General features: G+C 72.8%; 13 protein-coding genes. 2 read left to right on the forward strand and 11 right to left on the reverse strand.

What is annotated here, in order from left to right; genetic code table 11:
* The 10 genes from ACFYU0_RS04585 to ACFYU0_RS04630 form a co-directional block, all read right to left on the reverse strand.
* Positions 1-1,848 (reverse strand): HSP90 family protein, encoded by a 1,848-nt coding sequence (locus ACFYU0_RS04585; protein ID WP_389297714.1) that lies wholly within the window; start codon positions 1,846-1,848, stop codon positions 1-3.
* Between the two features lie 49 nt (positions 1,849-1,897).
* A complete protein-coding gene (locus ACFYU0_RS04590) occupies positions 1,898-2,884 on the reverse strand; it encodes a hypothetical protein (protein WP_389297989.1) in 987 nt (328 codons plus the stop codon).
* A gap of 169 nt (positions 2,885-3,053) precedes the next feature.
* Positions 3,054-3,611: a TetR/AcrR family transcriptional regulator gene (locus ACFYU0_RS04595; protein WP_389297716.1), complete on the reverse strand. Its 558-nt coding sequence runs from the start codon at positions 3,609-3,611 to the stop codon at positions 3,054-3,056.
* Between the two features lie 10 nt (positions 3,612-3,621).
* Positions 3,622-4,203, reverse strand: coding sequence for a sugar O-acetyltransferase (locus ACFYU0_RS04600; protein ID WP_389297718.1), 582 nt, complete (start codon positions 4,201-4,203; stop codon positions 3,622-3,624).
* Positions 4,204-4,314: 111 nt separating this feature from the next.
* Positions 4,315-4,752 carry a nuclear transport factor 2 family protein gene (locus ACFYU0_RS04605; protein ID WP_389297720.1) on the reverse strand — a complete coding sequence of 146 codons (438 nt, stop codon included), beginning with the start codon at positions 4,750-4,752 and terminating at the stop codon, positions 4,315-4,317.
* A gap of 210 nt (positions 4,753-4,962) precedes the next feature.
* On the reverse strand, positions 4,963-5,502 hold the full coding sequence (locus ACFYU0_RS04610) for a GNAT family N-acetyltransferase (RefSeq protein WP_389297722.1): 540 nt from the start codon (positions 5,500-5,502) through the stop codon (positions 4,963-4,965).
* Positions 5,503-5,564: 62 nt separating this feature from the next.
* Positions 5,565-5,894 (reverse strand): hypothetical protein, encoded by a 330-nt coding sequence (locus ACFYU0_RS04615; protein WP_389297724.1) that lies wholly within the window; start codon positions 5,892-5,894, stop codon positions 5,565-5,567.
* 129 nt (positions 5,895-6,023) lie between these two features.
* Positions 6,024-6,422 (reverse strand): DUF6234 family protein, encoded by a 399-nt coding sequence (locus ACFYU0_RS04620; RefSeq protein WP_389297726.1) that lies wholly within the window; start codon positions 6,420-6,422, stop codon positions 6,024-6,026.
* A 302-nt stretch (positions 6,423-6,724) separates the two neighbouring features.
* A complete protein-coding gene (locus ACFYU0_RS04625; RefSeq protein ID WP_389297728.1) occupies positions 6,725-7,417 on the reverse strand; it encodes a DUF4232 domain-containing protein in 693 nt (230 codons plus the stop codon).
* Between the two features lie 78 nt (positions 7,418-7,495).
* Positions 7,496-8,398 carry a PIG-L deacetylase family protein gene (locus ACFYU0_RS04630; protein ID WP_389297730.1) on the reverse strand — a complete coding sequence of 301 codons (903 nt, stop codon included), beginning with the start codon at positions 8,396-8,398 and terminating at the stop codon, positions 7,496-7,498.
* 285 nt (positions 8,399-8,683) lie between these two features.
* Here ACFYU0_RS04630 and ACFYU0_RS04635 point away from each other — a divergent pair, with 285 nt between their 5' ends.
* Positions 8,684-10,990: a helix-turn-helix domain-containing protein gene (locus ACFYU0_RS04635; protein WP_389297732.1), complete on the forward strand. Its 2,307-nt coding sequence runs from the start codon at positions 8,684-8,686 to the stop codon at positions 10,988-10,990.
* An 81-nt stretch (positions 10,991-11,071) separates the two neighbouring features.
* Here ACFYU0_RS04635 and ACFYU0_RS04640 read toward each other — a convergent pair whose 3' ends face one another.
* Positions 11,072-11,731, reverse strand: coding sequence for a BlaI/MecI/CopY family transcriptional regulator (locus ACFYU0_RS04640; RefSeq protein WP_389297733.1), 660 nt, complete (start codon positions 11,729-11,731; stop codon positions 11,072-11,074).
* Between the two features lie 323 nt (positions 11,732-12,054).
* On the opposite strand from ACFYU0_RS04640, the gene ACFYU0_RS04645 reads away from it, so the two are divergent.
* Positions 12,055-12,924, forward strand: a complete 870-nt coding sequence (locus ACFYU0_RS04645; RefSeq protein WP_351663451.1) for a class II glutamine amidotransferase — start codon at positions 12,055-12,057, stop codon at positions 12,922-12,924.
* The last annotated feature ends 108 nt before the right edge of the window (positions 12,925-13,032 follow it).

Consider the following 13,032-nt stretch of genomic DNA (forward strand, 5'->3'; position numbering starts at 1 on the left):
TCAGCTGTCCTTGCGGAGGGCGTGGGCGAGGAGGTCGAGGAAGGAGCGGTTGATGAGGCTCGACTCGGCGGGCCTGAGCGGGCGCCGGGACAGCATCGCCGCCTGCCCGTAGAGCGCCTCTGCGCTGGTGCGGGCCAGTTCGGGCTCGTCGATGGTGACGGCGGTGCGGACCAGCGGGTTGAGCTGGTTGAGGATCAGCTGGGCCCGCGGCGCCTCCTGGCGCAGGGCGCCGAGGATGTCGCCCCACACCCCGCCCTGCTGCTCACGCGCGAGCTGGGAGCGGGTGCGTTCGTGCCGGGCCTCGCGGCTGTCCACGAGGAGGGCGGGGGCGGAGGCCGGGTGGAAGGTGCGCAGCGCGACGTCGCAGTCGAAGACGGCGAGGGCGTCGCGGGCCAGCGAGAGGTAGGCCGCGGCGGCCAGTTCCGTCTCCCGGTCCACGGGGTCGAGGTGCGCGGTCAGGGTCGCGGGGTCGAGGTCGGCGACGCTGGTCTCGGGCCTGATCTCGGGCAGCCGGTGCACGAGTTCGCGGTCGTAGGTGTATCCGCCGTTGACGACGCCCAGCCCGGCGGCCGACGCGATCGCCGCGACCTGGCGGAACTCCTCGACACTGGACGTCACGAGCACGGTGCGGTGGGTGCGCGCGAACTCGTCGAGGGTGGCGTGTCCGTCGGTGGTCTCGAACGGCAGCCAGGGCAGCAGCATCCGCAGGATCTCGTCGTCGTGCACCGCGAGCGACTTCACGGCCAAGTGGTGGACCTGGAGGAAGCGGCCGAGCAGGTCCGGGTCGCTGGCGGCGGTCCGCGCGATCCAGGCGCGCAGCCGCTCGGCGAGGGCGTCGCGTACGGCGGCGAGGGTGTCGTCTTCGTACAGGGACTCGCGGGACGCCGTCGGGCGCAGGCTCTCGGCGTCGACGACGCAGCGGACGAAGAACGCCCACTCGGGCAGGATCTCCTCCGCCTGCTCGGACAGCAGCATGCCCTTGACGTGCACGCGGTGGCCGTGGCGGCGTCCCGCGGGCACCGCTTCGGAGAGCACGCACGCGATGCCCTTCAGACCCACGGCCGGCAGATCCAGCTCGATGGTGTCCAGCGGCGTGAATCCGAAGACCTCCTCGCCGTACGCGGCCATGGCGCGGGAGCGGGCTCCGGGTGTGGCGTACGTACGGGCCCAGGGCGCGGGCTCCGGGTTGACGGGTGCGCCGGTCCCGCCGGCGCCGTCGTCGAAGGTCACCGGATGGCGCAGCAGGGACCCGAAGTGCCGGGCCAGGGCGTGCACCTGGGCCGGCCGGGTCCATTCGGCCGCGTCGGCGCGCGGGGTCAGGGTGACGGTGGTGCCGGGCCGGGGGCAGGCGGACGCGGGCAGGGTGCGGACGCTGTAGCTGCCGTCGCCGCGGCCACGCCACTCGACGGCGGGAGCGTCGGGCGTGCGGGCGGAGCGGCTCAGGACGTGGATCTCGTCCGCGACCAGGAAGCAGGAGAGCAGGCCGATCCCGAACTGGCCGATGAAGTCACCGCGCTGGTCGGCTATCTGGTCGGCGCGCTTGCTGCTGCGGCCGATGGTGGCGAGGAAGGCGTGCACGTCGGCCTCGGTGAGACCGACGCCGTCGTCCTCGACGCGCACCACCGAGCCGTCGGCGTACAGGCGGATGCCGAAGGAGCCGGCGGGCGCGTCCGGTTCGAGGGTGTGCCGGGCGGTGAGGGCGTCCACCGCGTTCTGCATGAGTTCACGCAGGTAGACACGGGGGCTGGAGTAGAGGTGGTGGGACAGGAGATCGACGAGACCACGCAGGTCCACCTGGAAGGTGCGGTCGGCACCGGGCGGGTTCGCGGCGGAGTGGGACAGAGTCATCGGGCAGTCCGTGGAAGGTGATGGGGGAGCGGCGGAAGGGTCGGCGGGCTCAGGCACGGCCCCGGAAACGGGCGTACGACTTCTCCGGCTGTGCCATGTAGAGCCAGGGCCACGAAGTGAACGCCCCGTCCAGCTCGCGGAAGACGCGCGGGGCCACGACGCTCTCGGAGGCCAGCCCCAGGGCCATGGCGAAGGTGTTGAAGTCCTGCTGCCAACCCGGGCGCCGCTCGTAGGCGGGGTGCAGGATGCTGTGCTCGGCGGCGGCCCTCAACTCGGCCTGGATCGCGGGCGTGACGAGGCAGTCGGCCTGCTCCGACTCCACCCAGTCCTCGATGTGGGCCATGGCGATCACACATCCGAGCCGATGTCCTTCGGGCGCACGGGTGAACGCGTCACGCGCGAACGCCAGGGCCTGGCCGGGCTCCCCGTTCCACCGGGGCTGCAGGTGCGACAACCACTCGAGGTGCGTCTCGGGATCCAGCGGTTCGCGGCGCAGGGCCGCGTCGAGCCGGGCCTCGTTGACGGCGTCGCCCAGCGACATGCCGCGGCCCGAGGTGAGGAGGCGGCGCCACGGAGTGACCCACTCCGGCCGCAGTTCGGCGGCTTCGAGCAACTGCTCCTCGGCGACCTGGAGCCGCTCGTGGAAAACCCGCCACTGCTCCTGAGTGACGTCCACGGCTCGCGCGGCGGTGCGCGCCTCCCAGCCCCACACGACGTGGCGCGCCCCGGATATCAGCAGAGCGGTCGCCCGCTGCTCCTTGTCCTCCTCGACGGCCCGGCCGATCCACTCCTGCACACCGTCCAGGTCCGCCAGCTCGCCCAGCACCTGGTCGTCGCGGCCGAGGTCGAACGGAGCCAGCGCCTCCTTGACCGACGCCCAGTCACCCGCTTCGGCCGCCTCCAGCAGCGCGAGCACCCGAGCGTCTCCGAGCGCGCGCAGCGGGTGGATCCCGTTCTTCCGCTTGCGCGGGACGGGCAGGGCGTGCGGATCCGCCCCCGGCCTCTCCGCGTCCCTGCCGAACAGCCTGCCGAACATGCCGCGCCCTCCCCTGGTCCGCGTGATCATCGGGTGCAGCATAAGCGGCCCCACCGACACCGCTTCCACAGGGTTTTCTCACCGAGACGGCGGGCCCGAGCGCGAAGCCGCCGGGGTGTCACGCGCGCGGGCCCGTGCGGCACCGGTCGGGTTCGTGCCGCACGGGCGGTCAGCGGGAACGCTCGCCCGGTGTGGTGATGCGGGTGATCGCTTCGAGGGTCAGGGCACGGTCGTGGGGCCGCGGCGAGAGCGCCCGGTGCAGGGTCAGCCCCTCGATGAGCGCGTCGAGCTGGCGGGCGGTGCCGGCGTCGAAGTGCTTCTCCAGGTGGACACGGCTGCGGCGCATCCACTCGTGCGTGAGCTCCTGGTAGGCGGGGTGGCGGGCGGCGAGCGTGTACAGCTCCTGTGTGAGGACCAGGTCGCGCCGGTCGCCTTCGGACAGCGCGTGGACGAGATCGGCCACCGCCTGCCGGGCCGCGCCGGGGTCGGCGGGAGCCGAGAGGTGGTCGTCGAACACGGCGACGATGTGGTCGGTGAACCGGCCGAAGGCCTCGCGCAGGACCTCGTCCATGCCGCCGAAGTGATAGGTCATCGACCCCAGAGGTACGCCGGCGCGAGCCGCGACCTTCCGGTGGGAGACACGTGCGATCCCCTCCTCGGCGATCAGGTCGAGGGTGGCGTCGAGGATGCGGGCGCGGCGCTCGGGGTCGGTGTGTCCGGTGGCCATGACGTCGGGCTCACAGACTCCGCACCACGCGGGCGGGGTTGCCGACGGCGACGACGTTCGCGGGCACGTCCTTGGTGACGACGGCGCCGGCGCCGACGACGGAGTTGTCGCCGATGGTGACTCCGGGCAGGACGATGGCGCCGCCGCCGATCCACACGTTGTCGCCGATGACGATGGGACGGGCGGCCTCGAGCTTGTCGCGCCGCGGCTGCGGCTCCAGCGGGTGGGTCGGCGTCAGCAACTGGACGTTGGGGCCGATCTGGCAGTCCTCGCCGATGGTGATGGCCGCTACGTCCAGCGCCGTGAGGTTGTAGTTGACGAAGGTGCGCGCGCCCACGGAGATGTTGCTGCCGTAGTCGACGTACAGGGGCGGACGCAGATGGGCCTGCTCACCGAGGAACCCGAGCAGTTCGCTCAGCAGCGGCTGCGCGGCGTCGGCGTCCTCGGCGTAGGCGGCCTGGTAGCGGCTGGCCAGCTGAACGGCCCGCTGCTGACGGCGGCTGATCTCGGGATCGTCCGCGATGTAGAGATCGCCCGCCTGCATGCGCTCCAGGTTCGTGCGGGGGTCCTGGGCGAAGTAGTCCGTCTCCATGCGCGCCACCCTACCGCCGAGAGCGTACGAACGTACACTCGTAGCGTCCGCGGGGTCAGCCCCCGCCCCGCGCCAGGGGAGCTGCGCGGCGCCGGGCTCAGCCTTACTCGCTCAACTCGCATCGAAGGCCTGGGCGACGGCAAGGCTGTCCTCGTAGACGTGATGCCGGCTGACGAGGCCGTCCTCGACGGTGAGGTGCAGCGCGAACCGAGCACGGTAGGCGCGTCCGGTGGAGCGGGCGGTCTGGCGGATCTCGCCGATCACGACCGCGTCGGTGCCGTCGACGAGGATGCGCTCGATCTCGGTCGACGCCTGACCGGGCGCATGGTGCTCGGCGAGCTCACGGAAGTGTGCGGAGGCATCGGCGCGGGTGGCCCGGTGACGAATCCACGGGGTCGAGGGCCGGCCGTGCTCGGCCTCCGGCCAGTCCAGCTTCCAGTCGACCTGCTCGGCGTACATCGCGGCGATGCTTTCGGGCTCACCCCCGCCGATCCTGCGCAGCAGCTCGTCCACGACAGCGCGAGTGGTGGCAAGTGGGGCGGTGGACATGACTCATCACTCCGATCCGGCATCCGTGTCCGCCTGACGCGGCGACGTGCACATCCTCGTCCGCGCCGGCAGTTCGGCGCCATTACCTCCCGGGTAACGGCGCGAAGCACCAAGGCCCGCGTTCGGCGCAGATCCTCGTTCGCGGGATTCGAGACCATCAGTAAGTCCGGCCGACAACCGGCCGTCGGCGGCGCGGTGACCGCCGCGAACTCAGTCCGACGGCGTGCCCGGGGACCGCATGCCGAGCCACTGCTCGGCGTCCCAGGCCTCGAACCGCTCCACCTCGTCGAACCCCAGCTTCGCCGCGAGACGCATCGAGGCGACGTTCGCGCTCTGGGTGGTGAGCACCACCGGCTCACCGGGAAGCACGCCGGCGAGCCAGCCGAGCGCCGCCTCGCAGGCCTCGGCGGCGTACCCGAACCCCCACGCCCGCGGCAGGAACATGTAGCCCAGGTCGAGCTTCCCGGCGGCGGCCGGGCGACGGTGGCCCGTCGCCCTCCTGAGCAGGATATGGCCGATCATCGACCCGTCGAGATCGACGACGAGACTCCCGGCCCACTGCTCGGGCGCCGTGGGCAACTCGCGCTCGAGCTCATCACGCGGCCGTGGGCCACCGAGGTAGGCGTTCACCTCCGGCGAGGCGAGCAGTTCGACGAACGTCGCCCGGTCCCGGGGCTCGGACCGACGGAGCACCAGCCTCTCGGTCCTGATCGGCTCGGGCGGCCAGGCCACGGATCCAAGATCTTCCATTCCGCCCACGCTAACAGGCGGTCAACCAGCCTGGGTACGGAGGCGATTGGGTCAGTGGGGCATCAGTCCTGCGTACCGCGGCGAGCCTCCATGGGCGGCCGGTCCAGCACCTCGATGTACATGATCCTGCCCTTCACGACGTCCAGGACCAGCATGCCTTCCTCGGGGTGGAGCGGCACGCATCGATGGCCCTCGCCGTACGGCTCCCCCTTCGGGCGGACCGTCGTGTGGATGCTCTGGCAGAAGTCGTCGCCGCAGTCGCACATGGCGACCAGCGGGAGGTCCCACGCGCAGAGAGCCAACTCGCGTTCCCCTTCGTCCTCCAGGAGCGCGATCAGCTCGGCGACGAGGTCGGGGAAGACGTCGCGGACGAGGGGGTGGGCCTGCTCCATCCCGGCAGACTAGCGCCTTCCATGTCCTCGTACCGGCCGGCCTCCTGCGGCGCCGAGGCGCGGTCGGGCCGGCGGGCGTGCGCGAGTGAGGTCACGAGGCGACGGCACGGCTCATTCACCGCTGCTGCCTCAGCAGTTCGCGCTGTAGCGGACGCATCCGGGTGCCGGGGCGTGGCTGTGGTCCCACTCGTGCTGTGCGGCTGCCAGGGATCCCCCCGCCAGGAGGGCCACCAGCAGGTGCGCGGTCACCGTCCAGCGGGCGCGGAAGAGCGCGGCGAGGACGGCGGCGACGAGCAGCGCGACCAGCATGACCCGCAACCGCCCCAGGTGCGCGAGGCCGGCCGCGTCGATCTGTGACTGCTGTCCTTGCGCCGCCCACACGTCAAGGCCGTAGCCGTAGATCCAGTCCACCACGAGCCACCCGGTCTCCAGCAGCGACAGGGGAATCGCCAGCGCGAGGTCCACGCTCAGGCGTGTCCGCCGCGACCAGGGGCGCCGGCGCTTCGGCACGAGAAGGATGTCCGTCATGCGTGCAGGGTGCCGCGGCCGCCGTCCGACGCGCATGAGTACCCGTACTCAAGCCGCCGCCCGGCCACGCGGCCGGCCTCCTCGTTTCTGTGTAGGCGGACGCAACGGCGCTGCCGACCCGCTGAGTCGGTACGACTCGACGGCGGAGGACGCGAGTCGTTCAGGCCGGGGTGCCGGGCCGAAGCGCGGCACCCCGAAACGTGAAGTCCGCGGAGCCGATTCCCGGCCGGGCTGTGCGGCACCGCCCGGAGGCGGGACAGTCGCGAGCCCCGGCAGGGTCGGCTTCCGCCCCGCGACGTGTCTCAGAAGTCGTCCGCGCCGTCGCGGAGTTCGGGGGTCCAGTAGCCGGTGAGGGCCTTCGCCGGGTCGACGGCCACCCCGCTGCCGGGGGCGGTGACGGCGATGACCGTGGAGTCGCCCTCCAGCATGAGCGAGAACGCCGACACGGGTTCGTTGTCCTCGTCGACCCCGCCGTCCGACAACTTGACCAGGGCGTAGGCAGGGGCTCCCGCCGTCAGCACGACCGGCGCGTCCGGCTTGCTCTTCGCGACGACCGGGACGTCCTGCTTGTGGCTCTCGAGGAACTGGAGGTGCGGCGCACCCGCGAGCCGGCAGGAGCGGCCGGAGGTGTTCTTCGCCGTGAGGACGAGGTGGGTGTAGGGAGCACCCCCCTCGGTGGCCGCCGTGACGGTGACGTCCCGCGCGGTGCAGACCCGGGTGGCGGCGCTCGGCTGCTCACCGGTCGAGCCCCCGGAGCCGCCGCTGCCGGTACGGCCCGTCGAGCCCTTCGACGCGGCCGCGCGCGCCGGGTCGGTCGAGCCCGCCGTTCCGGCCGCGCCGGTCCGACCGCCGTCCGCAGCCTTCCCGGCCGCCGAAGCCGTCGACGCCGGGGCGGACTTGCCGGACGTGTCGTCGCTCTGGCATGCGGTGAGGGACAGGGCGAGGGCCGTACCCGCGAGGGCGAGCAGAGCGGTGTGGTGACGCTTGATGTTCATGGAGTCTTCCCCGTGAGCGGTGCGGGGCCGCGGCTCGGTGCCGGCGGCCGAGGTGGTCCTGGTGATGCGGTGCGGTTCTCAGTCGCCCTTGCCCGGCCGGTAGTCGGACGGGAGGGTGTGGATGAATTCGCGGGGGTCGGCGTGCGCGGCCTCCAGCAGTTCGGGAACGCTGTGATAGCCGAGGGCGTACAGGTTCCGGCTCGGATCCCACGTGTTGTAGGCGTACATCGCGTTGCGCTTGACCTTCATGTGGGAGCCCGGGATGTTCAGCACGTACGCCGCGCCGTCCGCGCGCCGATCCCGGGGCCGCCCGTAGGCGTAGACGTGGTTGAAGCGCACGTCGGAGATCGTGCCGTCGTTCATCAGGCGGTAGGCCACGTCACTGCACGCCTTGTGCGTCTCGGTGCGCTCCAGCCAGCCGGCCGTGAACTTGTGCGAGGCGCCCGGGTACTGCGCGGCGAGCGCTCGGACCTTCGCGTCGATCCGGTCGACGAGCCTGTTGTAGGCGGACGTGCTCGCGAACCCGTCGTCCGCGATCTTGAAGTTGATGACCCTGTCCACGCCCAGCGCCTTCGCGGAGGCCGTGAACTCGGCCGTCCGGCCCGCGACGATCTTGGTCGTCCCGTCGGTCGGCCAGGACAGGCCGTGCCTGCCGCCCGCGGCGCACGGGTGCGGGCTGCTCCACGTGGTCAGCGGGCAGGGGTCGGTGTTCATGAGCTTGGCCAGGTCGGGATTCCTGCCGTCGCTCACCAGCACGAGGTAGACGGGCCGGCCCGCCGCCTTGTGCTCCAGGATCGACCCGGCCAGGCCGATCGCGTCGTCGTCCTGGTGGGGTGCGTAGAAGATGGCGGGCTTGGCGGCAGCGGACGCCGCGGGGGCCCGCCCCACCTGGTAGGCCACGGCGGCGGCGGTCAGCGCGCCCGCCGCCAGAACGCCCCGCCTGGAGATCCCGGCGGCCCGGTCGTCGTTGCTGCTGTTCATTCGAGGTAGCCCCGTTTCATGGTCGTCGCGTCTCCGGTGGTCGTCCGGAGACGGTGGCCGGCGCCGCTCCCCGCTTCGCACGGGGCCCGTGGTCCGGCGACACCGTCCGTGAAGGAGGGGCCGCCCGGACCCCGTCCGGCCGGGAGGAGTTGTTCCGCGCCTGCCCTCAGTCGACCAGCAACGGCCGCCGCGTCCCAGGCGGTTCCACCGGCAGAAGTACCGTCCGCCATACTTCTGCCGGGGGGCTCGCGACCGGACGAGCCGGACGATCGGGGGACTTCCACGGTGCGCGGCGGCACGCCTTCCACTGAGGACTTCGGGCAGCGGCTGCGCTTCCTGCGGGCCCGTGCGGCACTGAGCCAGGAGGCGCTGGCACATGCGGCCGGGGTGAGCGTCAGGGCGCTGGCCGACATGGAGCGCGGACGCACCCGAGGGCCGCAGCGCCGCACGGTCCGGGCGCTGGCCGACGCGCTGGGGCTGGACGCGGACGAGGCGGCCGGCTTGGAGGAGTCCGCGGCCCTGGGGCGTCCGCGGCCCCGGGCGGCCGGGGGACCGGCCGCACCCGTCGCCCTGCCCCTGCCGCGTGACATCCAGGACTTCACCGCCCGTGACGCGGCGCTCGCCCGGCTGCTGGACCTGGTGCGGGACGCCGACCCGGGGCAGCCGCAGGTCACCGTGGTCGCCGGACAGCCCGGGCTGGGCAAGACCGCCTTCGCGGTGCACGCCGCGCACCGTCTCGCCCCGCACTTCCCGGACGGGCAATTCGCCCTGGACCTGCACGGCATGGACGCCGAGCCGACCAGCCCCCGAGACGCGCTGGCCCGGCTGCTGGGCGCCCTGGGGTTGGCCGAAGCCGCGATACCGGCCGGCACCGACGACCGCGCGGGCCTGTGGCGGTCCCTGGCAGCCGAGCGACGGCTGCTCCTGCTGCTGGACAACGCCGCCGACGAGGCCCAGATCGGCCCGCTGCTGCCCGGCACCGGCCCGTCCCTGACCATCGTCACCAGCCGCCAGGCCCTGGCCGGTCTGACGGCCGTCCACCGCTGCGACCTGGCCCTGCTGCGGCGCGAGGAGGCGGTGGAACTGCTGACGCGCATCCTCGGCCCGGAACGGGTGCGGGCGGAGGCGCAGGCCGCACGCGATCTCGCCGATCTGTGCGGACACCTGCCACTGGCCGTCCGGATCGCCGGACAGCGGCTGCTCAGCCGGCCGCACGAACGCCTGGGCAAGCTCGTCGCCCGTCTCGCCGCCGAGGGCCGACGCCTTGACGGCCTCCAGGCCGGAAACCTGCGGATCCGTGCGGCCTTCGCCCTCTCATACCGGCAACTGCGCCCGGATGCACAGACGTTGCTGCGCCGCGCCTCACTGGCCGCGGGGGCGGACTTCAGCCCGGAGACCGGCGCGCTTCTGGCCGGGCTGTCCTACGACGAGGCGGTCGCCTGCGCCGAGGAACTGACCGACGCCGGACTGCTCCAGAGCGATCCCGCCGCCGAGCGCTACCGCTTCCACGACCTGCTCAGGCTGTACGCGGCCGAGCAGGTCGAGGCCGATGACGGCCCAGCGGTCCGCGACGACGCCCTCGACCGGACCGCGCGGTGGATGCTGCGCCGGGCCACGGCCGCCGCGCTGCACTTCGACGCCGACCACGACCACACCGCGCCGTCCGGCGACCCGGACCCGGACGCGGCGCCCACCGGCCGGGAGGAGGCGCGGGCCTGGCTGGAGGCCGAGCGGGCCCAGTGGCTCGCCGCGCTCCGCCGTGCCCACGACACCGGCCGGCACCGGCAGGTCCTGGACACGGCTGAGGCCATGCACTGGTTCTCCGACCTCAACCAGCACTGGGAGCAGTGGGTCGAGGTGTTCCAGCGCTCCTCCGACTCCGCCCGCGCACTCGGCAGCAGGCGGGAGGAGGCGGTCCACCTCAACTACCTCGCCTGGGCCCACAACCTCTGCGCGCACGACCCCCGAGCCGCCCTGGTGTCCGCCGACTCCGCGCTCGCCGCGGCCCGCGACAGCGACGACGGACTCCAGCAGGGCTGGGCACTCGGGTACGGCGCCGGCGCACTGCACCGGCTGGGCAGGCTGGAGGAGGCCCACACGCGGCTGCGGGAGGCGGCCCACCGCCTCGCCGCTCAGGAGACCGGGCAGGCGAGGCTCGCCGAGCTGTCGATCCTCAACGCCCTCGGCGCCCTGCTGCGCCAACTGGGCCGGGCGGCAGACGCGTTGGACATCCACCGCCGCGGCGAACGGATCTGCCGGGCGGGCGTCCCGGGCCGCGCGGACGAGCTGATCGCGTTCTACCACGCCGTCCACCGGCAGCAGATCGGCAACGACCTCGCGGCCCTGGAGCGCTGGCACGAGGCCGAGCCCTCACTCCGGCAGGCCCTCGACTTCTTCGACGCCGCGCAGATGCCGGCCTGGGCCGAACAGGCACGGCTCGACCTGGGGCGGGTGCTCGGCGCCATGGGCCACCCGGAGGCCCGGCAGACCCTGCTCGCCGCCCGTGACGCCCTCGCCGAGCTCAGGAGCCCGCGACAGGCCGAGGCCGCCTCCGCGCTCGCCGAACTCGGTGAAGCCGGCACCGGCAGGTGAGTGGAGGTCCGGCGTGGGCGAACGGCTCTCCTGCCCGCCGCGCCCCGACCGGACCCCGCGTCCGCTCGGACGGCTTCCATCTCACTTGACAGTGACGGGCCGCGTCCCTTCCTCGGACGCCGGCGTCGACTCCGACGCCGACTCCGCCGACGTGGAAGCGGTGTAGAAGACGGAGCTGCCCTGCTTGTTCCGCTGCGCGAGGCTCCTGGCGACGAGGTTCTCCAGGGTGGTGCGCACGACGTTGGTCGAGATGCTGCGGTCGGGGTGCGCGTCAGCGACCGCCTTCGCCACCTCCGCCGCCGAACGGGGCTCGTGCTGCTCGGTGAGATGCCGGTGGAGCAGATCGACCAGCGTGGGACGCGTCCCCTTGCCCGCGCCGGACTTCCCGGCGACGGACTTCGCACCGCCCCGCTTCGCCCGCTTCCGGCCCTCGGGCGGCTTCACCACGGCCGTCTTCGCCGCTCGCCGCTCCGCGGAGGCGCCCGTGGCCCTCTTCCTGGGGGACGGCACAGCGGCGCCGCCGGCGTCGGAGGGCGCGGCGCCAGGAGCCGGAACGCCGAGCGCCTGCTGCATGCTCAGCAGCACGCCGTGGTCGTGCTGCAGCGCGGTCAACTGCTCCTGCAAGGCGGAGAGTTCCGCGCTGACGCGTTCCTGCTCCTTGACGTTCCGCTCGAGGTCGCCGGCCACCTGGCTGATGTACTGCGAGGTCAACGCGGTTGCTGACGCCGTTCCTTCGGACATGGTCGTCTCCTTGGTCGGCGGCCGGGACGTGGCTCTGGCGGGCCGTTGAAGCGGGCCAGGGATGGTGTTGCGGCCGCAATGTGCCCTGGTGCAGCGATGATACGGGTGGAACGCCCCTTTTTTGCGAGGTGAGCGGACCCCGTTTACTGACGGGGTCGTACGGCGTTGGCGGCCTTCCTCCCGAGCAGCCCGCACGCACAGCCACGAACGGTGACGGTTCGGGGCGAGCAGGCGGGACGGAGGCGATCACCGGGCGCATGGCGGATCGTGGAGGGGAGACCCGGTCGGCGCCATGTCGGAAGCCGGTCACCACGGAGGAAACCATGTGTCGCCTTTTCGGCCTCAGCAGCGCCCCGCTCCGTACCCACGCGACCTTCTGGCTGCTCGACGCCCCCGACAGCCTCAGCCGGCAGAGCCACCGTGACCCCGACGGCACCGGCCTCGGCCGCTTCGCCGCCGACGGCACCCCGCGCGTCGACAAGGCCGCCATCGCCGCCTACCGCGACCGCGCCTTCGCGGAGGAGGCACGGCAGGACGAGTCGGCGACCTTCGTGGCACACATCCGGTACGCCTCCACCGGCGGCCTCGATGTCCGCAACACCCACCCCTTCGAACAGGACGGCCGGCTCTTCGCCCACAACGGGGTGATCGAGGGCCTGGACGCCCTCGACCACCACCTGCACGAGGACCGCTCGCTGGTCCGCGGCGAAACGGATTCCGAGCGCTTCTTCGCCCTGATCACCCGCGAGACCCGGCGCAACGGCGGCGACGTCGCCGAAGGCATCCGGCGGGCCGCCGGGTGGATCGCCGCGAACCTGCCCGTCTTCGCGATGAACCTGATCCTCATCACCCCCCGGCAGCTGTGGGCGCTGCGCTACCCCGACACCCACGACCTGTTCGTCCTCGAGCGTCCCGCGGGCGGCCAGCACGGCAGTCGGCATCTCGACCACAGCGGCAGTCACGGCCGTATGCGCGTCCATTCGGCGTCCCTCGCCGAGCACCCGGCGGTCGTGGTCGCCAGCGAGCGGATGGACGACCATCCCGACTGGCGCCTGCTGGAGCCCGGCGAACTCCTCCAAGTGGGTTCCGACCTGCGCGTCATCCGCCAGGTTCTCCTGCCGGACCCCCCGGCGCACCGGCTCACCCTCGACGACCTGCAGGGCGGTGCGGCCGCGTCGCAGAAGGCCGCCTGACCTGCGCGGCCCACGCTCCGGACCCTGCTCGCCGGGGTGGGCGGCGGCGTGTCGGGCGGCGGATGACAGCTCCCGGAGGAAGGCTGGCGGACACACCGCACGAGAAAG

This window comes from Streptomyces sp. NPDC003720, assembly GCF_042875075.1.
In the GTDB taxonomy this organism is placed as follows: domain Bacteria; phylum Actinomycetota; class Actinomycetes; order Streptomycetales; family Streptomycetaceae; genus Streptomyces.